24 protein-coding genes and 1 tRNA gene are annotated in these 26,002 nt (G+C 66.4%); 4 read left to right on the plus strand and 21 right to left on the minus strand.

From position 1 onward, the window contains the following. The first annotated feature begins 100 nt into the window (after nucleotides 1-100). Both ACE039_RS24640 and ACE039_RS24645 read left to right on the plus strand, forming a co-directional pair. A complete protein-coding gene (locus ACE039_RS24640) occupies nucleotides 101-1,201 on the plus strand; it encodes a transglutaminase-like domain-containing protein (RefSeq protein ID WP_485823559.1) in 1,101 nt (366 codons plus the stop codon). Nucleotides 1,202-1,224: 23 nt separating this feature from the next. Continuing rightward, entirely contained in the window at nucleotides 1,225-1,764 is a 540-nt protein-coding gene (locus tag ACE039_RS24645; RefSeq protein ID WP_485823560.1) for a TlpA disulfide reductase family protein, read from the plus strand. Nucleotides 1,765-1,810: 46 nt separating this feature from the next. Here the strand turns inward: ACE039_RS24645 and ACE039_RS24650 are convergent. The 7 genes from ACE039_RS24650 to fdnG form a co-directional block, all read right to left on the minus strand. Continuing rightward, nucleotides 1,811-1,906, minus strand: a tRNA-Sec gene (locus ACE039_RS24650). 12 nt (nucleotides 1,907-1,918) lie between these two features. Next, nucleotides 1,919-3,865, minus strand: a complete 1,947-nt coding sequence (gene selB, locus ACE039_RS24655) for a selenocysteine-specific translation elongation factor (protein WP_485823561.1) — start codon at nucleotides 3,863-3,865, stop codon at nucleotides 1,919-1,921. Continuing rightward, the gene (selA, locus tag ACE039_RS24660; RefSeq protein WP_485823562.1) at nucleotides 3,862-5,292 is read right to left on the minus strand and encodes an L-seryl-tRNA(Sec) selenium transferase; all 1,431 of its coding nucleotides are present in this window, start codon (nucleotides 5,290-5,292) and stop codon (nucleotides 3,862-3,864) included. The genes selB and selA overlap by 4 nt, the downstream gene beginning before the upstream one ends. 1 nt (nucleotide 5,293) lies before the next feature. Next, a complete protein-coding gene (fdhE, locus tag ACE039_RS24665) occupies nucleotides 5,294-6,226 on the minus strand; it encodes a formate dehydrogenase accessory protein FdhE (protein WP_105559575.1) in 933 nt (310 codons plus the stop codon). Nucleotides 6,227-6,328: 102 nt separating this feature from the next. After that, nucleotides 6,329-6,961, minus strand: coding sequence for a formate dehydrogenase subunit gamma (locus tag ACE039_RS24670; protein ID WP_105559574.1), 633 nt, complete (start codon nucleotides 6,959-6,961; stop codon nucleotides 6,329-6,331). After that, entirely contained in the window at nucleotides 6,954-7,853 is a 900-nt protein-coding gene (gene fdxH, locus ACE039_RS24675; RefSeq protein WP_416028965.1) for a formate dehydrogenase subunit beta, read from the minus strand. The genes ACE039_RS24670 and fdxH overlap by 8 nt, the downstream gene beginning before the upstream one ends. A 10-nt stretch (nucleotides 7,854-7,863) precedes the next feature. Continuing rightward, entirely contained in the window at nucleotides 7,864-10,932 is a 3,069-nt protein-coding gene (fdnG, locus tag ACE039_RS24680; protein WP_448709157.1) for a formate dehydrogenase-N subunit alpha, read from the minus strand. Between the two features lie 297 nt (nucleotides 10,933-11,229). Between fdnG and ACE039_RS24685 the strand changes: the two genes are divergently transcribed. Both ACE039_RS24685 and ACE039_RS24690 read left to right on the plus strand, forming a co-directional pair. Continuing rightward, nucleotides 11,230-12,804 (plus strand): DUF1254 domain-containing protein, encoded by a 1,575-nt coding sequence (locus tag ACE039_RS24685; protein WP_485823563.1) that lies wholly within the window; start codon nucleotides 11,230-11,232, stop codon nucleotides 12,802-12,804. A 79-nt stretch (nucleotides 12,805-12,883) separates the two neighbouring features. Further along, nucleotides 12,884-13,390 (plus strand): acyl-CoA thioesterase, encoded by a 507-nt coding sequence (locus ACE039_RS24690; protein ID WP_105559569.1) that lies wholly within the window; start codon nucleotides 12,884-12,886, stop codon nucleotides 13,388-13,390. A 77-nt stretch (nucleotides 13,391-13,467) separates the two neighbouring features. On the opposite strand, the gene ACE039_RS24695 is transcribed toward ACE039_RS24690, so the two are convergent. The 14 genes from ACE039_RS24695 to ACE039_RS24760 form a co-directional block, all read right to left on the minus strand. Then, complete coding sequence (locus ACE039_RS24695; protein WP_105559568.1) at nucleotides 13,468-14,475, minus strand: sterol desaturase family protein; 1,008 nt, start codon at nucleotides 14,473-14,475, stop codon at nucleotides 13,468-13,470. Between the two features lie 2 nt (nucleotides 14,476-14,477). Further along, entirely contained in the window at nucleotides 14,478-15,296 is an 819-nt protein-coding gene (locus ACE039_RS24700; RefSeq protein ID WP_485823564.1) for a polysaccharide deacetylase family protein, read from the minus strand. Further along, entirely contained in the window at nucleotides 15,280-16,260 is a 981-nt protein-coding gene (locus ACE039_RS24705) for a YVTN family beta-propeller repeat protein (RefSeq protein ID WP_448709160.1), read from the minus strand. The genes ACE039_RS24700 and ACE039_RS24705 overlap by 17 nt, the downstream gene beginning before the upstream one ends. 175 nt (nucleotides 16,261-16,435) lie before the next feature. Beyond that, a complete protein-coding gene (locus ACE039_RS24710) occupies nucleotides 16,436-17,308 on the minus strand; it encodes a DUF2950 family protein (RefSeq protein ID WP_485823565.1) in 873 nt (290 codons plus the stop codon). A 5-nt stretch (nucleotides 17,309-17,313) separates the two neighbouring features. Beyond that, complete coding sequence (locus ACE039_RS24715; protein WP_485823566.1) at nucleotides 17,314-18,717, minus strand: DUF3300 domain-containing protein; 1,404 nt, start codon at nucleotides 18,715-18,717, stop codon at nucleotides 17,314-17,316. Nucleotides 18,718-18,838: 121 nt separating this feature from the next. Continuing rightward, a complete protein-coding gene (locus ACE039_RS24720; protein WP_046805592.1) occupies nucleotides 18,839-19,054 on the minus strand; it encodes a TOBE domain-containing protein in 216 nt (71 codons plus the stop codon). Nucleotides 19,055-19,123: 69 nt separating this feature from the next. Then, a complete protein-coding gene (locus ACE039_RS24725) occupies nucleotides 19,124-20,029 on the minus strand; it encodes an ATP-binding cassette domain-containing protein (protein ID WP_485823567.1) in 906 nt (301 codons plus the stop codon). A 25-nt stretch (nucleotides 20,030-20,054) separates the two neighbouring features. Beyond that, nucleotides 20,055-20,882: a MetQ/NlpA family ABC transporter substrate-binding protein gene (locus tag ACE039_RS24730; protein ID WP_448709151.1), complete on the minus strand. Its 828-nt coding sequence runs from the start codon at nucleotides 20,880-20,882 to the stop codon at nucleotides 20,055-20,057. 17 nt (nucleotides 20,883-20,899) lie between these two features. Next, nucleotides 20,900-21,562, minus strand: coding sequence for a methionine ABC transporter permease (locus ACE039_RS24735; protein WP_105559620.1), 663 nt, complete (start codon nucleotides 21,560-21,562; stop codon nucleotides 20,900-20,902). Beyond that, nucleotides 21,562-22,362: a methionine ABC transporter ATP-binding protein gene (locus ACE039_RS24740; protein ID WP_485823568.1), complete on the minus strand. Its 801-nt coding sequence runs from the start codon at nucleotides 22,360-22,362 to the stop codon at nucleotides 21,562-21,564. Before ACE039_RS24740 ends, ACE039_RS24735 begins: the two co-directional genes overlap by 1 nt. Nucleotides 22,363-22,390: 28 nt before the next feature. Beyond that, nucleotides 22,391-22,876 carry an ABC transporter permease gene (locus tag ACE039_RS24745; protein WP_485823569.1) on the minus strand — a complete coding sequence of 162 codons (486 nt, stop codon included), beginning with the start codon at nucleotides 22,874-22,876 and terminating at the stop codon, nucleotides 22,391-22,393. Beyond that, on the minus strand, nucleotides 22,876-24,048 hold the full coding sequence (gene ssuD, locus ACE039_RS24750; RefSeq protein WP_485823570.1) for an FMNH2-dependent alkanesulfonate monooxygenase: 1,173 nt from the start codon (nucleotides 24,046-24,048) through the stop codon (nucleotides 22,876-22,878). The genes ACE039_RS24745 and ssuD overlap by 1 nt, the downstream gene beginning before the upstream one ends. A gap of 15 nt (nucleotides 24,049-24,063) precedes the next feature. Continuing rightward, nucleotides 24,064-24,657: an NADPH-dependent FMN reductase gene (gene ssuE, locus ACE039_RS24755; RefSeq protein ID WP_448709147.1), complete on the minus strand. Its 594-nt coding sequence runs from the start codon at nucleotides 24,655-24,657 to the stop codon at nucleotides 24,064-24,066. 23 nt (nucleotides 24,658-24,680) lie between these two features. Next, complete coding sequence (locus ACE039_RS24760; RefSeq protein WP_485823571.1) at nucleotides 24,681-25,481, minus strand: MetQ/NlpA family ABC transporter substrate-binding protein; 801 nt, start codon at nucleotides 25,479-25,481, stop codon at nucleotides 24,681-24,683. Nucleotides 25,482-26,002: the final 521 nt, after the last annotated feature.

Raw genomic sequence — 26,002 nt, forward strand, 5'->3', positions numbered from 1 at the left:
TCTATGATGATTCGGCTGGACGCGCAGGAGCACACCCCAAGGGACGGCCGCCCGGCCACGGGCGCACCGATAGCCAAACTTCACCGTGCGTGAGGGCTTCATGGATCGCCGACACTTTCTCCGACTCTCCGGCGCATTGTGCGCCGCCACAACCGCCTTGCCGCAGGCGCTTCGCGCCCAGCAGGCCCCCGTCAGCGCCGGCTGGCGCGGCTTTGAACTGACCACCGACATCAGCGTGAAAGAGCCCGGCGCGCACACGCGCATCTGGATACCGGTGCCGTACGCCATCGACACCCCTTACCAGCGCGGCGCGCAAAGCACCTGGCAGGTCAGCGGCGGCGGCACCGCCCAGTTGATGCGGACGCCGGGGTACGACGTTCAGATGCTGGCCGTGCAATGGCCGGACGGCCAGGCGCCGCGCAACGTCACCGTGACCAGCCGTTTCCAGACCCGCAATCGTCGCGTGGACCTCACGCAGCCGCCGCCCACGGACGCCACGCTGGAACGCCCCGCCACGCTACGGGAATTCCTGAAACCCACCGCGCTGCTGCCCACCGACGGCATCGTCAAAACGACCGCCGACCACATCACGCGGGGTCACGTGGGCGACGTGGCGCGCGCCCGCGCCATCTACGAATGGGTGGTGGAAAACACCTGTAGAACCGCCTCCACGCGCGGCTGCGGCGTGGGCGACGTGCGCTACATGCTGACGGCGAACGATCTGAACGGCAAATGCGCCGACATCAATGCGCTGTTCGTGGCGCTGGCCCGCGCTGCCGGCATCCCCGCGCGCGACGCCTATGGCGTGCGCGTGGCCAATTCCGAACTGGGCTACAAAAGCCTGGGCAAAGCCTTCGACGTCACGAAGGCACAGCACTGCCGCGCCGAGTTCCATGCGGCCGGGTACGGCTGGATTCCGGTCGACCCCGCCGACGTGCGCAAGGTCATGCTGGAGGAACCGCCGGGCGACTTGCCGCTGACCGACGCCAAGGTACGGGCCGCCCGCGTCATGCTGTTCGGCGCATGGGAAATGAACTGGGTCGCCTACAACCATGGCCACGATGTGGTGCTGCCCGGCTCTGCGCACGACCCCGTGCCGTTCCTGATGTACCCCAATGGCGAAACCCGCGCCGGGCGCCTGGACAGCCTGGACCCTGACAGTTTCAGCTATAAGCTCAGCGCCCGGCCCATCGCCATCTGACCCTGCCCGCGGAGGAAGCCGCCTTGATCAGCCGTCGCCGTCTGCTGCAATCCGGTTTGTCGCTGGCCGCCCTGCCCGCCTGGGCCCGGACCGCCAGCGATTCGGGGCTGAAGGCCGCCACCGGCCTGGACTGGGCGCCGTGGACCGCGCCCACGCCCGCGCTCGTCCTGCCCGACCTGAGCGGCCGCGAACAAAAGCTCTCGGCCTGGCGTGGCAACGTCGTGATCGTGAGTTTCTGGGCCACCTGGTGCGACCCCTGCCGCGACGAGATCCCGCTGATGTCGGCCATGGCCAAGCGGCACCGCGAAGAAGGCCTGCGCCTGGTGGCGGTGAACGTCGGCGAGGCGCTGGGCAAGGTGTCGACCTTCCTGGCGAAATGGCCGGTGGCCGGCACGGTGCTGCACGACCGCAACAGCGCGGCATCGAAAAAGTGGGAAGCGATCGGGCTGCCGGCAAACTACCTGGTGGACCGCGGCGGGTCCATCAGGTATTGGCATTTGGGGGAACTGGACTGGCGGTCGGACCGCGTGACGAGCGTGGTGACGCGGATGCTGCGCAGATAACACGAACGCTGCGCATGCGGCACGAATACTGCGCAGATGGCACGATTGGCGGAAGGCAGCAGGAGTCGAACCTACCTGGGAACGTCTGACGCCCCCAACTGGGTTTGAAGCCCAGCCGTGCCGCCGGGCACGAATGCCTTCCCCAGCGGACCGCCTATGATACCGGCTCCGCGTCCGCCTGCATCGCGGCGTACGCGCTTTCCGGGCGCAACAGGTGCGTATCGCGCACGCGCCGCGTATAGCCCACGCGGTCAAAAAACTCCAGGATCTGAATGGCGCGCTTGCGGCCCAGCCCCGTCGCGTCGCGGAACACCGCCGCGTTCAGCCCCTCGGGCCGCGCCGCCAGGTCCGCCGCCAGCCGCGCCAGCGCCCGCACCTGGTCACGGTGATAGAACAGATCTTTCACGACCTGCGCCACATCGCCACGCCGCAACAGCTTGCGCAGCAATTGGCGCACGCGCTCTTCGGGCTCGTCCTGTGCACGGGCCAGGTCACGCACCCATGGAGGATCGAACCCGCCTTGCTGCAACAGCGGCAGCAGGCGCTGGGCCAGCGCCGATTCGGCGTCCGCCAGCGTGGACGTATGGGTGGGCAGATGCAGCCACGGACCATTTCGCGCCACACGGCCGTCGCGTTGCAGATGATCCAGCACCGCGGTCCACAGCGCGTCCGACCCTACCGGCATCGCCATCCGGCGCAAGCGCGCGCTGTCCGGGCCAGGCTCGTCCGGCGCGCCGTGATGAAAGGCCGTCAGCGCGTGTTCGACGCGCTCGAGCAGGGCATCCCAGTGCGTGCCCAGGATCAGCGTGCGCGGCGCCTGCGCATTGCGCGTCTCGATCCACAACGCGCCGTGCGGCGCTTCGATCGCCCGCACGGGCTTGCCGGTCAGGCGCTGCAACGCGCCTTCGTCCAGGCCCAGCGGCGCGTGCGCCAGCACGGGCGGCAAGCCGCCGCCATCCAGCATGTCGGTCAATGCCTGCAAGCCTTGCAGCCGCGATGCGGCGCGGCGCTTGCGGTCTGGCGCATTCGGGTCCAGCACCCGGCCGCCGCCGACGGTGCGCGTGGCTTGCGCATTGCGCACGATGTAGCGGTCGCCCGGCATGGCGCAGACCGGCTCGTCGAACACCAGTTGCACCCATCCCGACTGCCCCGGCGCCAGCGTCTCCGCGCTAAGCGGCACCGCATGCGCCACATGGCGCGCGGCGCCGATATGGACATGCAACGGCGCCCAGGCGCGCACGGGCGCATCGGCCGAAGGCAGCAGCGTCAGCGCGACATCGATATGGCGCGAGGGCAGAAAACAGCGTGCGTCCGCGATCCAGTCGCCGCGCGAGATGGCGCTCTTGTCGATGCCCGCCAGGTTCAGCGCGCAGCGCTGCCCGGCCACGCCCGTCTCGCTGGGCTGGTTCTGCGCGTGGATGCTGCGCACGCGCACCCGCGTGCCCGCAGGCATCAGGCGTAGATCCGCCGTGTCGTCGCCCGCCCGGGCCTGCCCCGCGTGCGCCGTGCCGGTCACTACCGTGCCATGGCCCGCCAAGGTGAACACGCGATCAACGGCCAGCCGGAACAGGCCGGCGGCGTCGCGCTGGCGCACGCCTTCGGCCTGCGCATGCAGATAGGATTTCAGTTCCGCGGCACCGGGATCGCCGGCTTGGGACGCCTGCACGGCGAACACCGGCGCGCCGGCCAGGAAGGTGCCAGCGGCAAGTTCCGCGATCTCGGCTCGCACGGCCATCTGCTGCGCGGCGTCGGCGCGGTCGGTCTTGGTCAGCGCCACCGCGCCTTGGGCCACGCCCAGCAGCGACAGAATGGCAAGATGCTCGCGCGTCTGCGGCATGACGCCATCGTCCGCCGCCACCACCAACAGACCGAAATCGATGCCGCTGGCCCCGGCCGCCATCGTATGCACCAGCTTCTCGTGGCCGGGCACGTCGATGAAGCCCAGCACGTCGCCGTTGGCCAGCGGCGTATAGGCGTAGCCCAGTTCGATGGAGATGCCGCGCGCTTTCTCTTCCTTGAGCCGGTCGGTATCGACCCCGGTTAGTGCGCGCACCAGCGTGGTCTTGCCGTGATCGATATGCCCGGCGGTGCCGATGATCATGCCAGCGGCTCCGCCAGCTGCGCGGCGAAGGCCGCTTCGTCGCGCGCTTCCAGGCAGCGCAGGTCGAGCCACAAGGCGTCGTCGGCGATGCGGCCGATGACCGGCGTGGGCAGGCGGCGCAGTTGCGCCTCGAGCTTGTCCAGGTGCCGCCCCGGACGGCCGCTGCCCGTGTAGCGCAGCGCCAGCCCCCAACTGGGCAACTGATCAACCGGAAGCGCCCCGCTGCCGATCTGGCTGAACATGGGCACGGCCTCGACCGCGTAGTGGGCGCCCGCCGCATGCGCCAGCACACCGCGCAGCCGCTCGGCCTGTGGCTGGATCTCGCGCTGCGGGCGGGTCAGCAGGCGCAACGTGGTCAGGCGTTGGGCCAGGAATTCCGGCGCGCGGTACAAGCCCAGCACGGGCTCCAGCGCAGCCAGCGTCAGCTTGCTGACACGCAGGGCGCGCTTCAGCGGATTCTTCTTGATCTTGCGGATCAGGTCGGCGCGGCCCACGAGCAGGCCGGCTTGCGGTCCGCCCAGCAGCTTGTCGCCACTGAAGGTCACGAGATCGGCGCCGGCGGCGATCGTCTCGCGCACCGTATCTTCCTTGGGCAGGCCGAACTGGGTCAGGTCCACGAGGGTGCCGCTGCCCAGGTCGACGGTGGCGGGCAGGCCTTTCGCATGCGCCAGCGCCGCCACCTCGGACACGCCGACGCTCTTGGTGAAGCCGGTGACGGCATAGTTGCTGCAATGCACCTTCATCAGCATCGCGGTGCGCGGGCCGATGGCATTTTCGTAGTCGGCGGCGTGGGTGCGGTTGGTCGTGCCCACTTCCACCAGCTTGGCGCCCGCGCGTTTCATGATGTCGGGGATGCGGAACGCGCCGCCGATTTCGACCAGTTCGCCGCGCGATACGACGGCCTCGCGCCGGTCGGCCAATGCGTTCAGCATCAGCAGCACGGCGGCGGCGTTATTGTTGACGACGGTGGCGGCTTCGGCCCCCGTCAGCTCGCACAGGAGTTCGTCGATGAGGTCGTCGCGGTCGCCGCGCCCCCCGGTTTCCAGGTCGAACTCCAAATTGGCCGGCGTGGTCAGCGCGCGCAACACGGACGCGACGGCCTCATCGGGCAATAGCGCCCGGCCCAGATTGGTGTGCAGCACGGTGCCGGTCAGGTTGTAGACCGCGCGCAGGCGCGGCCGGGCGGCATGGTCCAGCGCCGCCGACACGCGGCTGGCCACGGCGGGCGCTTCCAGGTCGCGACGCGGCAACTGGCCCGCCAACGCGCGCTGGCGCTGCGCATCCAGATCGCGCCTCAGGGTCGCGACCACTTGGGTGCGGCCATGCGTTTCCAGGGCGGCGCGCAGGGCATCGGCGTTCAGCAGCCGGTCCAGCGGGGGAATGTCGGAGACGGCGGCCACGCCGCCTTCTGGCGGGTGCTCGGCCATGCTATTCCTCGGCGCCATGCCACAACAAGGGGTTGCCGCTGGCGCGCGAATAGCCGGCCTCGCCCACCAGCACGTCCAGCATGAGGCTGGCCAGATCGTCGGCCACCGGCTCTACATGGAAATCCTTGTCTTGGTAGAAGATCTTGCGGTAGGTGTGGCAGTGGTCGCAGGTTTCGGCCTTGACCGCGGGCGATCGGCCGTCGATGGCCTGATACGCCACCGATTCCACGTCCTCGCAATGCGTGCACTTCACGCGCACCATGTGCCATTGCGTGGCGCACAGGCTGCAGCACAGGTAGCGATAGCCTTCGTACTGCCCGCCCACGCGCACCACGCTGGCCACCGGCAGGCTGGCGCACACGGGACAGACGCCGAACGGGCTGACCACCGGCAACTGCTGCTCGTCGAAGCGGCTGGCCAGATCGGTCCAATAGACCTGCAAGGCGGCCATCACAAACGGGGCCGCGGCGCCATCCACGCCCTGGTCCTGCTCGGACAACACGGCTTCGGCCAGATCTTCCAGCGCCTCCGGGTCTTCATCGACCGCCCGGCGCAACGCGGCGCAGACTTCGATGGCTTCGGCCGGCACGTCCTTGCCGCGCGACACGTCATCCACCAGCTGCGCCAGGATGCCGCGCCACAGGGGATCGCGCGGCCAGCCCACCGCCTGCAAAGGCGGCATGCCGTGCGCTTGCGCCAACGCGACACGGTCTTCGGACGCCTCGGGCGCCGCGCAGTCCTTCAAGGCGCGCTGCTGGGCGTCGACCAACTGCGCCATCAGCAGCAGATAGTCGGCCACCGGGCTGTCCGCCGCCAATTGGCGCAAGCGCGCCGCACGCGTGGCGAACACGGAACCGCGGTCGGGCAGGCTGACACGGGGAATGACGTTGTGGTCTAGCGCTTCGATCTCACCGCGCGGAAGAATTCGCTGCAATTGCGTCTCCAGAAAAACAAACACGGCTGCTGGCCTTCAAAGAAGGATAGCAGCCGTTGACAACCAGGTGGAGGGGCCACCCCAAGGAGCGAACCCCGCCTTTTATTTTTTTACCTGTTCGCGGAACCACGCCCGGTGATGTTTCCACGCCCAGCCCGCGGTGACGTAGCCGCGCAGCATCGCGGTCAATGATCCCTTGACCCAGATCGCCGCGTAGATGTGCACGATGATCGAGCAGATCAGTACCAGCGCCGTCACGGCGTGCACCACGGAGGCGACCCGCACGACCCAGATCGGGAAGTAGAACGCGAAGAACTCGCGCCAGATCACGATGCCGCTGGCGAACAGCCCCAGCATGCACAGCACCAGCACATAGAACAGCAGCTTCTGGCCGGCGTTGTACTTGCCGACTTCGGGCAGCTTTTCTTCGCGGTTTTCGACGACGTCGTTCAGTTGCTTCAACCACTGGCGGTCGGCCTTCGTCATCATGTTGTGCCGCCACATGTGGCCAGCGAACACGACGAAGCAGACGAACATCACCAGCCCGATGAAAGGATGCAGGATGCGCGTCCAGGGCCCGCCGCCGAACAGGTTGGTCAACCAATACATCGACGGATGGAACAGCGCCAGGCCAGAGAGCGCCAACAGGATGAACGTGAAAGCGATGATCCAGTGGTTGGTGCGCTCGCCCGGCGAATAGCGCTTGATCCGGCGGTGATGGCGATCTTCAGTCATGGCGCACCTCCTCTTCGGCACGGCGTTCGTCTTCTTCCGAGACCTCGTTGCGTCCGACGCGGGCGTAGTGGAAGAAACCTGCCAGCGCGGTCAGGGCCATCGCAGCCACGCCCAAGGGTTTGGCCAGCCCCTTCCACAACGACACCATGGGGCTGATATGCGGGTCCTTGGGCAGCCCGTGATACAGCCCGGGTTGATCGGCGTGATGCAGCACATACATGACATGGGTGCCGCCCACGCCCTGCGGGTCATACAGGCCAGCCTGATCGAAACCGCGGGACTTCAGGTCCACGATCCGTTCCTCGGCGTGCTGCTTCATGTCTTCCTTGGTGCCGAACACGATGGCCCCGGTGGGACAGGCCTTCACGCAAGCCGGTTCCTGGCCGACGGCCACGCGGTCGGAACACAGGGTGCACTTGTACGCCTTGTGGTCCTTCTTGGAGATGCGTGGCACGTTGAACGGGCAGCCGGTGATGCAGTAGCCACAGCCGATACAGTTTTCCTCGTGGAAATCCACGATGCCGTTGGTGTACTGGATGATGGCGCCCGGCGAGGGACAGGCCTTCAGGCAGCCGGGATCCTCGCAGTGCATGCAGCCGTCCTTGCGGATCAGCCATTCCAGGTCGCCAGCGGGGTTCTCGTATTCCGAGAAGCGCATGACGGTCCAGGAATGCTCGGTCAGGTCGGCCGGGTTGTCGTAGACGCCCACGTTGGTGCCGATCTCGTCGCGCAGGTCGTTCCATTCCATACAGGCGCTTTGGCAAGCCTTGCACCCGATGCACTTGGAGACGTCGATCAGCTTGGCGACCGAGCCCGTGACGGGTTCACGGATGCCCGGCGGCGGCGTGGTCGTGGCGGAGCGCCGCTTGATGTCTAGGGATTGCATGGACATGTCGGTTCTCCTAAGCCTTCTCGACCTTGACCAGGAACGACTTGAATTCCGGTGTCTGGGAATTGCCGTCGCCCACGAATGGCGTCAGGGTGTTGGTGAGGAAGCCGGGTTTGGCCAGGCCCACGAAGCCCCAGTGGATGGGGATGCCCACGTGGTGCACGGTCTTGCCCTCGATGGTCAGCGCCCGCAAGCGCTTGGTGACCAGCGCCACCGCCTTGATGTAGCCGCGGTTGGACGACACCTTCACCCGCGTCCCGTTGGCGATGCCGAGTTCCTTGGCCAGCGCGTCACCGATCTCGACGAACTGCTCCGGCTGGAGGATCGCGTTGATGCGGACGTTCTTGGTCCAGTAGTGGAAGTGCTCGGTCAGGCGGTAGGTGGTGGCCACGTACGGGAACTTGTCCACCGTACCCATCGCGGCCAGGTCGTCCTTGAAGACGCGCGCGGCCGGATTGCTGGTGACGCCCTTGGCCTTCGGATACAGCGGGTTATAGCCCAGCGGCGTCTCGAAAGGTTCGTAGTGCTCGGGGAACGGCCCTTCGGCCATGCCCGCCCGTGCGAAGAAGCGCGCCACGCCTTCCGGGTTCATGATGAACGGGCCCATGCCGCCGTCGGGGTTCTCGTCGCCCTTGAAGTCGGGGATGTCGGCGCCCGCCCAGATCTTGCCGGTCCAGGAGATCAGCTTGCGGCGGGGATCGAACGGCTTGCCGGCCACGTCGCACGACGCACGGTTGTACAGAATGCGGCGGTTGGCCGGCCACGCCCAGGCCCAGTTCAGGGTCTGGCCGATGCCGGTCGGGTCGCTGTTGTCGCGGCGCGCCATCAGGTTGCCGCCCGGCCCCCACGCGCCGGCGAAGATCCAGCAGCCGCTGGCCGTGGAGCCGTCGTCGCGCAGCTCGGCGAATCCGGCCAGTTGCTCGCCGCCCTTGCGGGTGACCTTGGCGGGGTCCTTCGGGTCGACCAGATCCACCAGCGCGCGGCCCGAGTATTCCTTGGCCAGCTCTTCCGCGGTGGGGTTCTGCGGATTGGAGTAAGGCCAGGACAGGTTGACGATGGGGTCGGGATACTTGCCGCCTTCATCCTGGTACATCTTGCGCAGGCGCGTGAAGATCAGCGCCATGATCTCGATGTCGCTCTTGGCTTCGCCCGGGGGCTCGGCGCCCTTCCAGTGCCATTGCAGCCAGCGGCCGGAATTGACCAGCGCGCCGTCTTCTTCGGCAAAGCAGGTGGTGGGCAGACGGAAGACTTCGGTCTGGATCTTGGTGGGATCCACATCGTTGGCTTCGCCCGCGTTGCGCCAGAACTCGGACGTCTCGGTGACCAGCGGGTCCATGATGACCAGGAACTTCAGCTTGGCGAACCCGTCGTTCAGCTTGGCCTTGTTGGGCGCGGCGGCAAGCGGGTTGAAGCCCTGCGCAATGTAGCCGTTCATCTTGCCCTGGACCATGAGCTCGTAGACTTGAAGCATGTCATAGAGCTTGTCCAGCTTGGGCAGGTAGTCGAACGCCCAGTTGTTTTCCGCCGTGGCCGCAGCCCCCCACCAGGCCTTCATCAGGCTGACGTGGAACTTGTTGTAGTTCTGCCAGTAGCTGAGCTGGTTGGGGCGCAGCGGCTTCTGCGTGCGCGCTTCGATGTACTTGCCGTAGTCCTGTTCGGGCTCGTTCGGCAGGGTCATGTAGCCCGGCAGCAGGTTCGACATCAGGCCCAGGTCGGTCAGGCCCTGGATGTTCGAGTGCCCGCGCAGCGCGTTCATGCCGCCGCCGGCGATCCCGATATTGCCCAGCAGCAGCTGCACCATCGCCCCGGTACGGATGATCTGCGAACCGATGGAGTGCTGCGTCCAGCCCAGCGCGTACAAGATGGTGCCGGCGCGGTTGGGGCTGGCGGTGGACGCCAGCATTTCGCATACCTTCAGGAACTTGTCCTTGGGCGTGCCGCACACGCGCTCGACCATGTCTTCGGTATAGCGGGAATAGTGCTTCTTCATCAGTTGGTAGACGGTGCGCGGATGCGCAAGCGTCGGATCCGTCTTGACGAAGCCGTCTTCGCCGCGCTCGTAGTCCCAGCTGGCCTTGTCGTAGGAACGCTTGTCGGCGTTGTAGCCGGAATACAAGCCTTCCTCGAACGTGAAGTCCTCACGAACGATGAAAGAAAAGTCGGTGTAATTGCGCACGTACTCGTGCTGGATCTTGTCGTGATCCAACAGGTACTTGATGACGCCACCCAGGAAGATGATGTCGGTGCCGGTGCGTATGGGCGCGTAGAAGTCCGCCACGGATGCCGAACGCGTGAAGCGCGGATCCACGACGATCAGCTTCGCCTTGTTATGGGCTTTCGCTTCCGTGACCCACTTGAACCCGCACGGGTGGGCCTCGGCGGCATTGCCGCCCATGATGAGCACTACGTCCGCGTTCTTGATGTCGACCCAATGGTTCGTCATCGCTCCACGGCCAAACGTCGGGGCAAGACCTGCCACCGTCGGGCCATGTCAGACACGGGCTTGATTGTCGAACGCCAGTAATCCCATGCTACGCACGGTTTTGTGCGTGATGTAGCCAACCTCGTTGCTGCTTGCCGAGGCGGCCAGCATGCCGGTGGTCAACCACCGGTTTACCGTTTTGCCGTCCGCGGTCTTCTCGACGAAGTTCGCGTCGCGGTCGGCTTTCATGAGCTTGGTGATGCGGGTCAGCGCGTCGTCCCACGACATCCGCACCCATTTATCCGACCCGGGCGCCCGGTATTCCGGGTACTTCAGGCGATTGGGGCTGTGGATGAAGTCGATCAGGGCGGCGCCCTTCGGACAGAGTGTGCCGCGGTTGACGGGGTGATCGGGGTCGCCTTCGATGTGCATGATGCTGGCGCGCGCGTTCTTGGACCCATCGCCCAGACCGTACATCAGCAAACCGCAGGCGACCGAACAGTAGGGACAGGTGTTGCGCGTTTCGGTCATGCGCGCAAGTTTGTACTGGCGCACCTCAGCCATGGCTGTGCCGGGAGCAACCCCGAGCAATGCCAGGCTGGAGCCTGCCAGGGTTGCACCTGTCACCTTGAAGAACTGGCGGCGATTCATGTTGACCATGAAGCACTCCTCTCCTGGTGAATGACGAAAGCCGGAGGCTCGTCCGAAGGAAAAAGCCCTACAACTTCCAAGGATATTTCAACAAGTATATTCCGAAGCCGCATCACCGTGCCATGGGGTAGTCCCCGCTTTCAGCCGGGATTTGGCGGCGAAATGGGAGTTGTTCGCAGATTTTGGATGGTGTGGTGGCTGCTACCATTGCCGGCGGCCGTAGCTGGATCGGCCGCTTTTCCATCGCCTTTTCATCGCTTTCCATCGCTTTTCCCCATCTATACCGCCTGATTCGCTGGAGCGCCGATGCGCCGCTTTGCCCCCTTGGCCCTGTCCCTTGCCGCGTTGGCCGGGACAGCCGCCCCTGCTGCTGCCGCCCCCGCCCGGGCTGCCTTGTCGCCGGCCGCGGCCGCCACCGAAGCCGCCCATCAAGCGGCCATGGACGGCTATCTGTATTTCTATCCGCTGGTCACGATGGACCTGACCCGGCGCCAGTTCACGCATCCGTCGCAGGGCGCGCAAGGCGCGCCGTCCAATGCCTTCCTGCATGTCCGCACCCTGCCCCGGCCGGGCGCGGCCACGCCTTGGGCCAACCCCGACATGCTGCGCAGCACCGGCTGGGTGGACCTGACGGCCGGCCCCGTGGTGCTGTCGGTGCCGGACACGCAAGGGCGGCTGTACGCGTTGACCCTGCTGGATATGTGGACGGACGTGTTCGCCACGCTGGGCAAGCGCACGACGGGCACGGCCAAGGGCAATACCGTGATCGTGCCGCCGGGCTGGACCGGCACGCTGCCGTCGGGCATGGCACGCATCGATGCGCCCACGGCCCACGTCTGGGCGAAGGCCCTGATCCAGGCCGACGGACCGGCGGACTCCCCCGCCGCCAACACCTTGCAGGACGGATTCACACTGACGCCGCTGTCTCAGTGGAACCTGCCCGCCCAGTCGCAACGCGTGAAGTCCGACCCGAACCTGGACCTTAAAGTGCCGGTGCGCGAGCAAGTCGAATCCATGCCCACCGACGCCTTCTTCACCTATGCGGCCGAGCTGCTGCGCAAGCATCCGCCGCACGCCAACGACCAGCCCGTGCTGGCCCCACTGCGCCGGGTCGGCCTGATACCCGGCAGGACTTTCGACTTCGACCGCCTGGAACATCCCGCCAAGCAGGGCATGCGCCGTGGCCTGCGGGCAGGCCGCGAGCGCATGGAAGCCGCAGCCGGCGGCACGCTGCGCGCCCTGAACGGCTGGCAGCAGGAAACGGCCAGCATCGGCGTGTACGGCAGCGCCTATCTGCGCCGCGCGCTGGCCGCCCAGGCGCAACCCGGTTCGGGCCTGCCCGAGGATCTGACGGTGCTGCTGCTGGCCGCCGACGGCCAGGGCGCGCCGATCGATGGCGCGCACCGCTACGTGCTGCGCTTTGAAAGCGGCCAGTTGCCGCCCGCAGGCGCGCTGTGGTCGCTGGCCGCCTATGACGGCCAAGGCATGCCGGTGGCCAACATGCTGAACCGCTACGCGCTGGGTGACCGCGCGCCCTTGCGCTACAACGCCGATGGTTCGCTGGATTTGCACGTAAGCCACGCGCCGCCCCCGCCTGAAGATCAGGCCAATTGGCTGCCCATCCCGGCCGCAGGGCCGGTAACGCTGCTGCTGCGCGTCTACGAGCCCGGCCCCGCGCTGCTGGACGGGTTGTGGATGCCGCCCCCACTGGTACGCGATGCGCCGCCACCGCTGGCAGAGGCGACGTCGGCGGCAGGCGTCCCTGCGGCAGGCGTCCCTGCGGCAGGCGCTCCTGCGGCGGAACCGGTGGCCGAGGCGATGCCCGCCGCCCCGGCCAAGGCCGCTACCCCGGCACCGGCTCCCGCCGCGAAGAAACCCTAGACGGCGCCGGAATGACGGCGCCATGACAGGCGCCTGCCGCTACCATAGGCGTTTTATTCATGAATGATGAGCGCCCGCCATGGACGACGCCTTTAGCCACCAATTGTCGATGACCATCCTGATGACGCCGGATATGGCGAATTTTTCAGGAAACGTGCACGGCGGAACCATCCTCAAGTACCTGGATCAGGTGGCTTATGCCTGTGCCAGCCGGTACGCCGGCCAATATGTCGTGACCCTGTCCGTGGACCAGGTGGTGTTTCGCGAACCCATTCACGTGGGTGAACTGGTGACCTTCCTGGCGGCGGTGAACTACACCGGCCGCACCTCGATGGAGATCGGCATCAAGGTCGTCACCGAGGACATCCGCAAGAAACTCGTGCGCCATACCAACAGCTGCTATTTCACGATGGTGGCCGTGGACGACCAGGGCGCCCCGACCGCCGTGCCGCCGCTTGCACCGCGCAACCTGGAAGAAAAGCAGCGCTTCGAGGCCGCGCGCCTGCGCCGCGAACTGCGGCAGGAAATGGAACGCCGCCACGACGAGATCAAGCGCGAAACCACGCACGACACGCCGGCCGCCTGAGCGCGCCACGCCAAAAAAAACCGAGCCTCGCAGGCTCGGTTTTTTTTGTTGCAGGCGCCAGGGCGGGGCTGACGCCGTCAGGCGCGTTCCGCGGCGCCCGGCGGGCTGGGCGGCGCGGAGGCGGGTTCGCGGTCGCGGCCCACCATGCGTTTCAACCCCAGCCATTGCTGCGACCAGAAGCTGCGGCCGTAGTCGCGGCCGCCCAGTTCCGCCTGCTGGTCGTGGATGCCCGTGGGGCCGTAGCCCACGCCGAAACGGGCGGTGCGGAACAGCACGTCCCAGATCGGGAACAGCGCGGCGAAGTTGTAGCCGCCGACCGGCCCCGGCGACGATGCGTCGTAGGCGATGGAATGATGATGGCGGTGAAAGCGCGGGCTGACCAACAGGCGCTCGCCCAATGCCCCGAAATGCATGCGCAGGTTGGCGTGCGAAAAACTCTGCGCCAGTTGGGTGATCGCCACCACGACCACGAACTGCGCGGGCGGCACGCCCACCAGTTGCGACACGAATACGACCAGCACATCGCGCAGCATGTCGTCCAGCAGGTGATTGCGGTCGTCGCTCCAGATGGTCATCTGGCGCTGGCTGTGATGCACCGCGTGCAGCGCCCAGAGCCAGCTGAAACGGTGCTGGGCCCGGTGGTAGACGTAGTCGACCGCGTCGAACAGCAGCAGGTAGATGATCAGGCTGACCCAGGCCTTGTCCGTCACGCCCGGCCAATACTGGTCCAGCTGGAACGGCGCGAACCCCCAGATGTGCAGTTGCCCGAAGATGCTGTCCCAGAACGGGTCGATCGTGAAGAACAGCGCCAGGCGGAACACGCCCAGGCGGTGGATCAGCGTGTACAGCACGTCAATGCCGATCTGGCGGCGGTCGGTGACCGCTTCAACCGGCCGCAGGCGCTGCAAGGGCCCGAACACCAGCACCAGCACGGCGACCTGCACCAGGCCCACCAGCAACCACATGGTGGCGTCGTAGCCGTCTTCGATGAAGTTGCTCATCCCCAGGTGAAACAGCGCGGGCTGGATCAGGGTCTCGAAAAGCCATTGCTGGCATTCCCCGAACAATTGACTGAGGGTGTCCATGATCAATGATGCGTAGCGATCCAGTCGCGGTAGGCGGGATGCGTATTCAAGGTAGCGAAACAATAGCCCTTCTGCTGCAGGCCCACAATCAGGGGCTCGAGCACGGCGGGGGCCCAGGGATCCTGGCGCGACCAGATGCCCAGGTGCGCCAGCAGGATGTCGCCGGGCTTGATGGTGCGCAGCGCCTGGTCCAGCAGGCGGGCATTGGGGAATTTGTCGCTGGGCAGTTCATCGCCCAGGAAACCGGCGGGGGCCCAGCCCACGTGCTCGAAGCCGCAGGCCTTGGCCGCCTTCAGCAGCGCGGGCGAGGTCTTGCCGCCCGGCGCGCGGTACAGCGGCAGCATGTTCTGGCCCGTCATCTGGTGGAATCGGGTGGCGGACCGTTTGATCTCGGCGCAGTACTGCTCGGCCGTCCATTCGGCGGTCTTGCCCGTGTCCGGGCCGGCGCTGGGCTTCACGCGGAACTTGCCGCCCGGCAGGTCGCCCCGCCAGTAGACATGGTCGTAGGTGTGCGAGCCAAAGGCATGGCCTTCCGCCGCGCGCGCCTTCCACCACGGCGCCCAGACGTCGTCCAGGCTGGCGCCGTCGGTCTTCGTGCGTTCATTGGCCAGGAAGAAGGTGACCTTGACGTGATGGCGGTTGAGCACGTCGGCGATCAGCGGCGCCACGCCCATGTGGCCGGTGTCGAACGTCAGGTACACCGGCTTGTCGCACGTCGTCGGCGCGGCCGCATTCGCCATCGGGACGGCAAACGCCAGGACGGCGGCAAGAAGGCTTTTCACTGCAGGGGCGGGGCCCTTACTCCTATCGGGTTGGCGCATGGTTCAGCGTCCAGACGCCGTGCGGCGACTTGCCCACCGTGACCTGATTGACGACCTTCTTCTGTTCCAGGTCCACCACGGTCAGCTTGCGCGCCCAGCGCGACGTGACCAGCAGCGTCTTGCCGTCGGCCAGGACGTCCATGCAATCGGGGCCGCCCGGCACCGGGAAGGTGTCGGTGACGGCCAGCGTCTGCATGTCGATGCGGCTGATGGAGTTGGCGGTGCGGTTGCTGACGAACAGATGGCGCTTGTCGCCCTGCGCGCGGAAGGCGTGCGCGCCGGCGGCCGTCGGGATGCGCTTGACCAGTTTGGCCGGGCCGTTGCTGACGTCGTAGGCTTCGACGAAGGAGTCGCCGGTCAGCGCCACCAGCAACGTCTTCTGGTCGGGCGTCAGGAACACGTCGGCGGGCGTCTTGCCCACGGACACCGTCCACTTGGGCGTTTGCGTGGCCAGGTCGATGGCGATCAGTTGATCGCTGTCCTGCAACGTCACGTACGCCGTCGTGCTCTTCTTGTCGATCATGATGTGGCTGGGCGTCTTGCCCGCGGGAATACGCTTGACCAAGGTCAGGTCAAACCCCTTTTCCAGCGGCTTCCAGGCGTAGATGTCGATATGGTCCAGGCGGTTGGCCGCCGTGACGAACCATTTCATGTCCGGCGAGAATTGCAGCTGGTAGGGGTCGACGATACCGGTCAGGGTGCGCTGTACTTCACCGGTCTTGGGGTCCATCAGCGTGATGGAATCGCCCGTGGCGTTGGCCACCATCAGCGACTTTTCGTCCGGGGTCAGATACAGGTGGTGCGGTTCCTTGCCGGTGGGCACGCGCCGCAGTTCCTTGTAGGAAACCGGGTCGACGATGCTGACGTTGGCGTCCAGGGAGTTCAGGACAAAAATCGGGGCGGATGCTGCCGCTGCGCTAAGCGCCATCCCTACGCCGGCCAAGGCGTAGCGGACAAAATGCAAGGGGTTCAATTTCAAGGTCCGGCAAGTAAGGATCGGGCACCGATCCCAATGCCCGCCATTTTAGGCACAGCCACCTTTCAAAAGGGCAACAGCCGGGGGTTTGGCGACAAACGTACACGCCTGTTGCGACCCCGCAACAACCCCCGCCTGAAAACCCTCTGAATTTATTGAAAAGTCATTTGGCGCCAACGGGTTGCGCATCAGCGTCGACCCAGGCATCGGACGCGATATCGCGTTCGCGCAAGGCTGCCGCGCGGGACGCCGACGAGGGGCCCAGATCGGCTTCGCGCACGCCGCCTTGCGGACCGATGACAAAGGTGCCGATGCCGGTCTTGCCATAGCGCGCCGGCCAAGCCACGATGCGATACGCAGCATCTTGCCCGCCCGGCAGCACCTTGTAGCGGTAACCGGCATAGGCGTCCTCCACCGGCACGTCAGGCCCCATCACCAACGCGTCCGGCCCAAAGGCCTGCGGCGGCGCGCCCGGCACCTCGGGCCAGTACAAGCCGTCCATCGTGCCGGGGCGGCTGACCAGGCGGGTCGCATAGCGGCCCTGCCCCACGCCTTGTTGATAGCGGGTCTGCGCCGCCTGCAGCTGCTGCAGGGTTTCGATTGCAGTCAGTTCGTTGCGGCCGATGGCACGGCGCTGAATTTCGGCCTTGCCCGCCGCCGGGTCGAACCGCCAACCCTTGCCTGTTTGCACGATGGGTACTGGCATGGTCCATCCGGAATCGCCGACGGCCAGCCAGGAGCGGCCGCCGTCCGCGACGATCTCGTGCTTTTTCGCCCACGCGGCAAGGAAACGGTAGATATCGTCCTGCGCCACGCCGCCCGGCACGATCTGCTTGTGATCAGGCCCCAACACCTTCGCAATGGCGACCGGGTCGCTGGTGGCCAGCGCGTCGGCAAAGGCATCCGCCGCTGCCTGCGACGTCGGATACACGCTCTGCGCCGCGACCGGTGCCACCGACCCTAACGCCAGCAATGTCGCGGCGCCCAGCACGCGGGCACGAACCCAGGCATTCGTCATGAAAGCTCCCTTGTCCATGGTGCTTACCTCCGGCCGCCGAAATGACCGCCGCCACCGCCACCGCCGCCCATATGGTGCCCGCCGCCGCCTCGCTGGAAGCCGCCTCCGCCGCCGCCCCGGTTCATGTCGCTGCGGTGGCTTTGCTGACGCATGCGGTCGCCGTTGCCGGCGTCGTGCAGCGCGCTGCTGCTATTGGACGCCCGCGCCCGGTCACGCGCGGCGGATTCGTCGGCACGCTGGCGTTGCGCCGCGGCCTGGCGATCGTGCGTAGATGCGCCGGAGGCGTGCTGCCTCTGCCCACCCTGCGCCCGGTCATGGTCACGCGCGCCTTGTCCCGCGCCCTGGGCATGGTCACGCGCGCCGTTGCCACCCCGCCCCGCCGCGCCTTGTCCGCGCCCGGCGCCCGGTTCGGCATGGCCCGCAATCGGTTGCCCCGTGCGCCCCTGGAAGGATTGCGCCGCACGGTCGCGGGCCGCATCGCGCGAATTCGGCGCAGCGGCGCCCATCGAGGCCCTGCCGCCTTGGCCCGCGCGTTGCTGTCCCGCCTGGCGATTCTGCAGGCCCGCCTGACGCTGGCTGTCGAAACGCTGGCGGTTGGCCTGGTCCGCGTACGGGGTGTTGCCGCGATTGGCCGGATTGTGTTGCCAGGACACGTTGTTGTTCCGGGCGTTGTCGATGCGTTGATTGACGTTGACGTTGTTGTACCGGTTGACGTCGATGTCGACGTCGTTATGTCCCCAGTTGAATCCGCCCCACATCGAATCGACGGCGGCCACGCCCAGGCCAAAACCGATGCCGGCCACCAGCGAGCTCGCGAAGACGGAGCCCGGCGGCGGCGGATAGTAATAGGGGGGGTATGACGGGTAGGCCCAGGCGCCGTAGACCACGGTCGGGTTGTAGCTGGGCACGTAGACGACTTGCGGGTCGGCCGGCTCGATCACGACCACGGTCTTGTCGTTGGTGGTGCTTGAGGAGACCTTCTGCTGCGGCGTGCTCTTCAGGTTGCCGGCCTTTTCCGCCTGCACGCGCAGCCGCTGAACCGAGTCCATCACGCCGTCGGGTTGCGCCAGGAAGGCATCGCCCACCGATTTCACCCAGTCGGGTTGCCGGCCCATCATGTCCATGACGGAGGGGAAGGCGACCAGCGATTTGACGCTGGGGTCCCAGCTTTCGCCTTCGACGGCCTTGACCGCCTTGTCGCCGGATTCCGACGTGTGCGCGGCCGACCACTGGGCCGCGGCGGCGATGTCGTCGGGGTAGGTTGCCCCCATGAGGATCTGCGACAGCAAGGCATCAGGGTATAGCGCCACCGGCGCCATCAGCTGATCCAACTGCCCATTGTCGAGCTTGGTTTGCGCCATGGCGGGCAGGCAGACCGCCAGCCCCAGGCATAACCAGCCGATGAACCACCCTTGCAGTCGACGCATGAACCGTTCTCCGTGAAGCAACGCATGAAGCCACAAGCCAGGAGGAAACCGCCGGATAACGCGCTGACAATATATGCCTAACGCCGGCACAAGGAAAGCGCCGGCGTCGATCCATTCGTTTTCACAGTTTGGCGACGGACACCTCGGTCGCCTTCACAAAGGCCAGCACTTCGGTGCCGACCTGCAAGTCCAGCTCTTTGACGGAACGCGTGGTGATCACCGACGTGACGATGCCTGCGGGGGTGTCCACATCCACTTCGGACACCACCGGGCCCAGGATGATTTCCTTGATCTTGCCGCGGAACTGGTTGCGGGCGTTGATGGATTGAATGGTCATGGTCTTGCTCCTGAAAGGGAAAAGGCGGCGCCGTCATGGCGCCATTGCGTGAATGCTGGCCGCGCGGCGCTATACCGCCAGCCGTAAATGCCGAATCTGGACCACCGGCGCCAAGTGCCGGTCCGCGTCCGGCGGGTCGGGTTCTTTCAACACGGCGCGCAACACGCGCGCCGCCAAAGCCGCGAAGGCGGGCGAACCCCGGGCGCGCGGCCGTGCCAGTTCGACCCGTTCGTCGAACACCACTACGCCGTCGTCCATCACCAGGATGCGATCGGCCAGCGCCACCGCCTCGTAGACGTCGCGCGTGGCCAGCACGGCCGTGAATCCGGCATGCCGCCACGCTTGCTCGATGGCCGCCTGAGCCTCGATGCGCGTCAGGGCATCCAGGCCGCCTGACGGCTCGTCCAGCAGCAACAGGCCGGGCCGCCGCGCCAGCGCGCGCGCCAAGGCCACCCGCTGGCGCTGGGTCTCGGTCAGCCTGGCCGGCCAGTCGTCGCCGTGCCCGCCCAGCCCCGCTTGCCGCAACGCTTCGCCGGCCCGCGCCCGCGCGCCGCCCGGCAGCCCAAGCGCCACGTTCTGCCAGACACGTTTCCACGACAGCAGGCGGGCGTCGGGAAACAGCAGCCGCACGCGGTCATCGGACGCCCATTGCGGAAAGCCGTCGAACAGTACGGGGGATCGCGCGGGCGGTCCGCCCTGCTCGCCGCTGGGGCGCTCCAGCCCCGCCAGGATGCGCAGCAAGGTGCTCTTGCCGGCGCCGCTGCGTCCCGCGACCGCCACGAATTCACCGGCGGCGATGTCAACGTCCAATCCCTTGAGCACATCGCGCGCGCCATGGCGTTTGCTCAGGTTGCGCACGGTGACGCGCAGCGCCCGCCAGTCGTCCTGCCCCGCGTCCGGCGCCTCGTCGTGCCGCGCCCGCCCCGGCACCTCCAGGTGCTGCAGCAGTTCGAACTCGTTGGGATGGACAAACATGACCCTGCGCTCCCGCCGGACGGCCCTAGCGGGCCGCTTCCAGCTTCTGCTGATAATCGGTCTTCACGAAACCGGCGAACGATTGCTCGGTGACCGCCAGGAACTCCCGCGACGCATACGCGGCCGCGATGTCTTTCACGAAGGGTTTGTCGATGTCGGCCGTGCGCACCGCCACCAGGTTCTGATAGGTGGGCGTGGTCTTCTCCAACGCCAGCGCGGCCGTCAGCTTCAGGCCGGACGCCAGGGCGAAGTTGCCGTTCACGAACGAATAGTCCGTGTCGTCCAGCGACCGCGGCAGCTGTGCCGCCTCAAGCGGGATCAGCTTGATCTTCTTTACATTGACGGCCACGTCCTTCTCGGACACCTGCAAGGGGTCGTAGCCTTCGCGCAGCGTCACCCAGCCCAGGTCCTGCAGCACCACCAGCGCGCGCGCCTGGTTGGTCGGGTCGTTGGGCACCGCGACGCTGACGCCGTCGGGCGCTGCGTCCACGCTCTTGTATTTCTTGCTGTAGATGGCGATCGGCGCGGTGGGCACCTTCACCAGCTCGGACAGTTCCAGCTTGTTCCTGGCCGCGAAGTTCTTCAGGTAAACCACATGCTGGAAGGCGTTGGCGTCCAGCGCGCCTTGCGCCAGCGCGAAGTTCGGCTGGATGTAGTCGTTGAATTCCACGATCTTGACCGTGTAGCCCTGTTTCTCCAGGATGGGCTTGATGCCCAGCTTGATCTGGTCGCTATAGGGACCGGCGGTGGCGCCGAACACGATCTCTTTCTTGGCCGGGTCCGCGGCTTGCGCGGCGCCGGCCACGGACAGCGCGACCAGCGCCGCGATCAGGGTCGAACGGGGGAATGCCATGGGAGTTCTCATTGGAATCAACGCTTGTCGATACGGCGCGCGACGGTATTGCCGGCGACCTGGATGATCTGCACCAGCACGACGAGCAGCGCCACGGTCAGCACCATCACGTCGGTCTGGAAACGGTAGTAGCCATACCGGATGGCCAGGTCGCCGATGCCGCCGCCGCCCACCACCCCGGCCACCGCCGAGTACGAAAGAAAGCTGACGGCCAGCACCGTCAGGGCCAGCACTAGGCCGGAACGCGCCTCCACCAACAGCACGCGGCGCACAATTTGCAGTTCCGACGCACCGGCGGCATGCGCGGCCTCGATCACGCCCCGCGGCACGTCGCGCAGGCACTGCTCCACCAGCCGCGCAAAGTACGGGATCGCCGCGAACGACAGCGGCACCGCCGCCGCCACGGGTCCGATGGACGTGCCGGCGATCACCCGCGTGAACGGCACCAGCGCCACCAGCAGGATGATGAACGGGAACGAGCGCACGGTATTCACGGTCCAGCTGAGCAGCCGGTGCAACACCGGACGGTCCAGCGATTGGCCGGGCCCCGTCAGGAACACCCACACGCCCAATGGCCCGCCCAGCAAGATGGATGCCGCCAGCGCGATGGCCAGCATCAGAAAGGTCTGGCCGACCGCCACGCCCAGCTCGGGCAGCAACTGCACAAAGGTATCCAGCATCATGCGACCTCTTCGTAGGGATGGGTGGCTTCGCGGATAAGCTCGCGGCCCAGCGCGGACGACAGGTGCACATTGGCGCCGGAGATTTCGGCTTGCTCAAGCACCTGCCCGTTTTCCATGACGGCCACGTGGCGGCACAGGGCGCGCACGACCGCCAGTTCGTGCGTGACGATCACGATGGTCACGCCCAGGCGCTTGTTGATGTCGCGCAGCACGGCAAGCACCGACCGGGTGGTCTCGGGGTCGAGCGCGGAGGTGGGTTCGTCGCACAGCAGCACCGCCGGTTCGCTGGCCAACGCGCGGGCGATGGCCACGCGCTGCTTCTGGCCGCCCGACAACTGCGCGGGGTAGCTGGCCGTCTTGTCCGTCAGCCCGACGATTTCCAGGCACTCCCGCACGCGCTGCGCAATCTGTTCGCGGCTACGCCCGCCATGCACGCGAAGCGCAAACGCCACGTTCTCGAACACGGTCTCGTTCTGCAGCAGGTTGAACTGCTGGAAGATCATGCCGATGTGCTGGCGCGCGCCGCGCAATGCGCGCTTGGACAGCGCCGTCAGTTCGGTGCCCGCCACGTGCACGGCGCCGGCATCCGGACGTTCGAGCAGGTTGATCAGCCGCAGCAGCGTGGACTTGCCCGCGCCGCTCTTGCCGATGATGCCGAAGGTGTCGCCGGCACGGATCGACAGCGACACGTCCCGCACGGCGTCGAAACGGCCGTCGCGCGTCGCGTAGGACTTGCTGACCGCATCCAGGCGGATCACCGTCTGCGGCACGGCGGACAGGGGAGAAATCGGGTTCATCGCGGGGCTCCGGTCAGGGTGTGGCACATCAGGAGTCCGCGGCGGCATCCCAGCGCAAGGCGCGGCGCGCCAACACGCGGATCAACGTATCCGCGGCCAGGGCCAATAGCGCATAGGACAGAATCGGCGCCAGCGTCGTCGCGCCATCGCTGGATCGCGCGATGGCGGTCTGGGCCATGCCCCGCCACGCCCAGAACAGCGCCAGCGCCAGCCGCGCGCCGGACAGCAGCGCTGGCAAGGCGCCAGGAAGGATCACGTCGCGCCACAGCGGCCAGCCGGCCAGGCCGACCGAACGGCCCATCTCGATCAGTTTCGGATCCCCCGCGCGCACGCCGCGCCAGGCGCCCAGGCCTGCGCCCAGCAACAGCGCCGCCGCCGCGCCTGACAGGTCGGCCCGAAGCAGCGGCCACAGCGCCAGCAACGCGGCGGCCGCCAGCCAGGGCGCAAGCACGTTGCGCGCCGCGCGACGGCGCGGAGACGAAGCAAAAGCGGAGGCGAAGGCGGAGGCGAACATCAGCTTGCCGATTCCTTCGGCACCAGCTCGGTCGCCATGACTTCGCCGAAGGGTCCCGTCAGCACGGCGTTGCCAACCTGGCGCTGCGCTTTGCCGGGCAACAGCGGAAACACCAATTCGGCAAACCGATAGGACTCTTCCAAATGCGGATAGCCAGAGAAAATAAACGTGTCGATACCCAGGTCGGCATATTCCTGAATGCGCGCGGCGACCGTCTGCGGATCGCCGACCAGCGCCGTGCCCGCGCCACCGCGCACCAGCCCCACCCCGGCCCACAGGTTGGGCGAGATTTCCAGGTGCGAGCGGCCGCCCTGGTCATCGCTGAGCTTTCCGCCATGCAGGGCAGCCATGCGGCGCTGGCCTTCCGAATCCATCTTGGAGAATGCCGCTTGCGCGGCCCGCACCGAATCTTCGCTAAGGTGGCTGATCAATTCGTCCGCGGCCGCCCATGCGGCCGTTTCCGTTTCGCGCACGATGACGTGCAGGCGGATGCCGAAACGCACGGTCCTGCCGTGTTTGGCGGCGCGCTCGCGCACGTCCGCGATTTTCTTGGCCACCGCCTCGGGCGGCTCGCCCCACGTCAGATAGACGTCCAGCTGTTCGGCGGCCAATTCATGGGCGGCCTCGGATGAACCGCCAAAGTACAACGGCGGATACGGCTTCTGCACGGGCGGGTAAATGACTTTCCCCCCCTTGGAGACGAGCTGCTCGCCCTGGAAGCTGTAGCCTTCCGCGTCGTGGCTGCGTTCCAGGATGCCGCGCCAGATGTTCAGGTAGTCGGCCGTGATGGCGTAGCGTTCGTCGTGGCTGACGAAGACGCCGTCGCCTTCCAGTTCGCCCGGATCACCGCCCGTCACCACATTGACCAGCAGGCGTCCTTCGGACAAGCGGTCGAACGTCGCGGCCATGCGCGCCGATAACTGCGGCGAACTGACGCCCGGCCGGATCGCCACCAGGAACTTCAGCTTGCGGGTAGCGCCGATCAGGCTGGAAGCCACGACCCATGCGTCCTCGCAGGACCGGCCCGTGGGCAGCAGTACGCCGTCGTAGCCCAGCGTGTCGGCGGCCACGGCCACCTGCCGGAAATAGTCGTAGCTTGCGGCGCGCGCGCCCTGGCTGGTGCCCAGGTAGCGCGAATCGCCGTGCGTGGGAATGAACCAGAAAACATCCATGACGGAACTCCGGGGTCAGACGCTGAAGCCGCCCGCAAGCGCGAGGCGTCCCAGGTCATAGGCTTCATGGGCAACGACGCCGCGCGGCAACACCTGCTCGGCCAGCCGGTCGACGGAGTCTTCCAGCCGCTCGCGGACGTCATCGTCGATATGGATACGGCCGTCGTCTTCGACTTGGACCTGTTTGTCGGTGGCGTAGACGCCGGCCAGGATGTGGCGCGCGCCCAAGGCGGACAGCACCGGTTTCAAGCCGTATTCCAACGCCAGCAGATGCGCCGGGCTGCCGCCCGTGGCGATAGGCAGCACCACCTTTCCCGCCAGCGCCTTTTCATCCAACAAATCCAGCACGGCCTTCAGCCCGCCGGAGAACGACGCCTTGTAGACCGGGGTCGAGATCAACACCGCATCCGCGGCCGACACGCGCGCCCGCAACGCGCCGGCCGCGGCGCCCGAGTAATGGCCTTCGATCAATTCTTCGGCCGGTATGTCGCGCAAGCCCAATTCCACGACCCCGAGTCCGCGCGAACGCAGCAGATGGGCGGCATGGCGCAGCAACGCGGAAGAACGGGAACGCTGTGACGGGCTACCCGCCAACGTGATGATGCTCATGATGATTCGCCGAAAGTCGCGCGTTAAAAAGCGGGGATGAGGGAACCCTTGAATTCCTTCTCGATATAGGCGCGCACTTCGGGGGACTGGTACGCGGCCACCAGCTGCTTCACCCAGGGCTGGTCGCGGTCTTTCGTCCGCACGGCAATGAGGTTGGCGTAGGGCCCGTCAGGGGCCTCGCGCCCGATCGCGTCGCGCGCCGGCACCAGCCCCGCCTGTTCGGCGTAATCGTTATTGATGGAGGCCGCCGTCAGATCGTCCAGCGACCGTGGCAACTGCGCGGCATCCAGCGCCACCAGCTTGATCTTGCGTGGGTTCGACACCACGTCCAGCGGCGTCGCCGTGTTCTTCTGTTCCGCTTCCGGCTTCAGCGTGATGATCTTGTACGCCGCCAATAGACGCAGCGCGCGATTGCCATTCGAGGGATCATTCTGAATCCCGACCGATGCGCCCGCGGGCAAGTCATTCAACGACTTGATCTTTCGCGAGTAAAAACCCAGCGGCGCCGTAACGGTCAAGCCCGCAGGCACGATATCAAACCCTCGCGCCTTGATCTGATTGTCCAGGAACGGTTTGTGTTGAAACGCGTTGGCATCGAGATCGCCCGCGTTAAGGGCGGCATTGGGAAGTTGATAGTCGTTGAACTTGACGAGCTTGATGACAAGACCGTCCCGGGCCGCAACCTTCTGGACAACATCAAAGATCTTTTCGGCAGTACCCACGGAGATGCCGACCGTGATGGTGTTCTTGTCTTCAGCCTGCGCAGGCGCGGCTAAGGCGACGGCAAGCGTGGATGCGGCCAAGAGGCGAAGCAGCGATGACATGTTTGAAAGCCCGGGATAGAAAGTGATTGATGGATTCTGTCATCGCGGGTCAACGGCGAAAAATACTTAGTCGGTATGAAGTTATGTCTTGGGATGTAGGACGCTTCGGGAGTTATGGATTTTGGAAATATGGCGTTATTGCTGGGGGTTCTTAAAGGGGGAAGGAGTGATGGTGGAAGAGGCAGATTCTTGAGGCGGAGGCCTGCAAGAATCACCGCCCTACCTTTCAGACGGGTTGCGCGCGTATGGGCCTGCCTAAGCAAGCGGCTATCTGCCGCGCGCCGCCCGTCGCTCCACCTCCCCACCTGAAGGCGGGGACCACTAGCAAACAAGTCAACACCAGCGCGCCAGCGACCGCCGCATCGACGCATCAACGCCACGTATGCAGAATGCGGCCGCCCGCGCGGCCGCATGAAGCGGGCCACGCAAATTTCGTCAGTAATGAGCGATCCAGCAGCGCATCGAGCCAAGACGGCGCCAGCCCGTCGTCGGGGTCGGGCTGATGGCGCGCAACCTTGATG

The organism is Achromobacter maghribensis, assembly GCF_057334215.1.

What these genes read in the sequence shown, in the direction of transcription:
- ACE039_RS24740 (WP_485823568.1), bottom strand. Translation starts at nt 22,362, where the DNA reads ATGAACCCGATTTCTCCCCTGTCCGCCGTGCCGCAGACGGTGATCCGC.
- ACE039_RS24715 (WP_485823566.1), bottom strand. Translation starts at nt 18,717, where the DNA reads ATGCGTCGACTGCAAGGGTGGTTCATCGGCTGGTTATGCCTGGGGCTG.
- ACE039_RS24670 (WP_105559574.1), bottom strand. Translation starts at nt 6,961, where the DNA reads ATGACTGAAGATCGCCATCACCGCCGGATCAAGCGCTATTCGCCGGGC.
- ssuE (WP_448709147.1), bottom strand. Translation starts at nt 24,657, where the DNA reads ATGAGCATCATCACGTTGGCGGGTAGCCCGTCACAGCGTTCCCGTTCT.
- ACE039_RS24695 (WP_105559568.1), bottom strand. Translation starts at nt 14,475, where the DNA reads ATGGACACCCTCAGTCAATTGTTCGGGGAATGCCAGCAATGGCTTTTC.
- selA (WP_485823562.1), bottom strand. Translation starts at nt 5,292, where the DNA reads ATGGCCGAGCACCCGCCAGAAGGCGGCGTGGCCGCCGTCTCCGACATT.
- selB (WP_485823561.1), bottom strand. Translation starts at nt 3,865, where the DNA reads ATGATCATCGGCACCGCCGGGCATATCGATCACGGCAAGACCACGCTG.
- ACE039_RS24685 (WP_485823563.1), top strand. Translation starts at nt 11,230, where the DNA reads ATGCGCCGCTTTGCCCCCTTGGCCCTGTCCCTTGCCGCGTTGGCCGGG.
- ACE039_RS24745 (WP_485823569.1), bottom strand. Translation starts at nt 22,876, where the DNA reads ATGTTCGCCTCCGCCTTCGCCTCCGCTTTTGCTTCGTCTCCGCGCCGT.
- ACE039_RS24690 (WP_105559569.1), top strand. Translation starts at nt 12,884, where the DNA reads ATGGACGACGCCTTTAGCCACCAATTGTCGATGACCATCCTGATGACG.
- fdxH (WP_416028965.1), bottom strand. Translation starts at nt 7,853, where the DNA reads ATGTCCATGCAATCCCTAGACATCAAGCGGCGCTCCGCCACGACCACG.
- ACE039_RS24720 (WP_046805592.1), bottom strand. Translation starts at nt 19,054, where the DNA reads ATGACCATTCAATCCATCAACGCCCGCAACCAGTTCCGCGGCAAGATC.
- ACE039_RS24640 (WP_485823559.1), top strand. Translation starts at nt 101, where the DNA reads ATGGATCGCCGACACTTTCTCCGACTCTCCGGCGCATTGTGCGCCGCC.
- ACE039_RS24735 (WP_105559620.1), bottom strand. Translation starts at nt 21,562, where the DNA reads ATGCTGGATACCTTTGTGCAGTTGCTGCCCGAGCTGGGCGTGGCGGTC.
- ACE039_RS24760 (WP_485823571.1), bottom strand. Translation starts at nt 25,481, where the DNA reads ATGTCATCGCTGCTTCGCCTCTTGGCCGCATCCACGCTTGCCGTCGCC.
- ACE039_RS24730 (WP_448709151.1), bottom strand. Translation starts at nt 20,882, where the DNA reads ATGGCATTCCCCCGTTCGACCCTGATCGCGGCGCTGGTCGCGCTGTCC.
- ACE039_RS24725 (WP_485823567.1), bottom strand. Translation starts at nt 20,029, where the DNA reads ATGTTTGTCCATCCCAACGAGTTCGAACTGCTGCAGCACCTGGAGGTG.
- ACE039_RS24710 (WP_485823565.1), bottom strand. Translation starts at nt 17,308, where the DNA reads ATGGACAAGGGAGCTTTCATGACGAATGCCTGGGTTCGTGCCCGCGTG.
- ssuD (WP_485823570.1), bottom strand. Translation starts at nt 24,048, where the DNA reads ATGGATGTTTTCTGGTTCATTCCCACGCACGGCGATTCGCGCTACCTG.
- ACE039_RS24700 (WP_485823564.1), bottom strand. Translation starts at nt 15,296, where the DNA reads ATGCGCCAACCCGATAGGAGTAAGGGCCCCGCCCCTGCAGTGAAAAGC.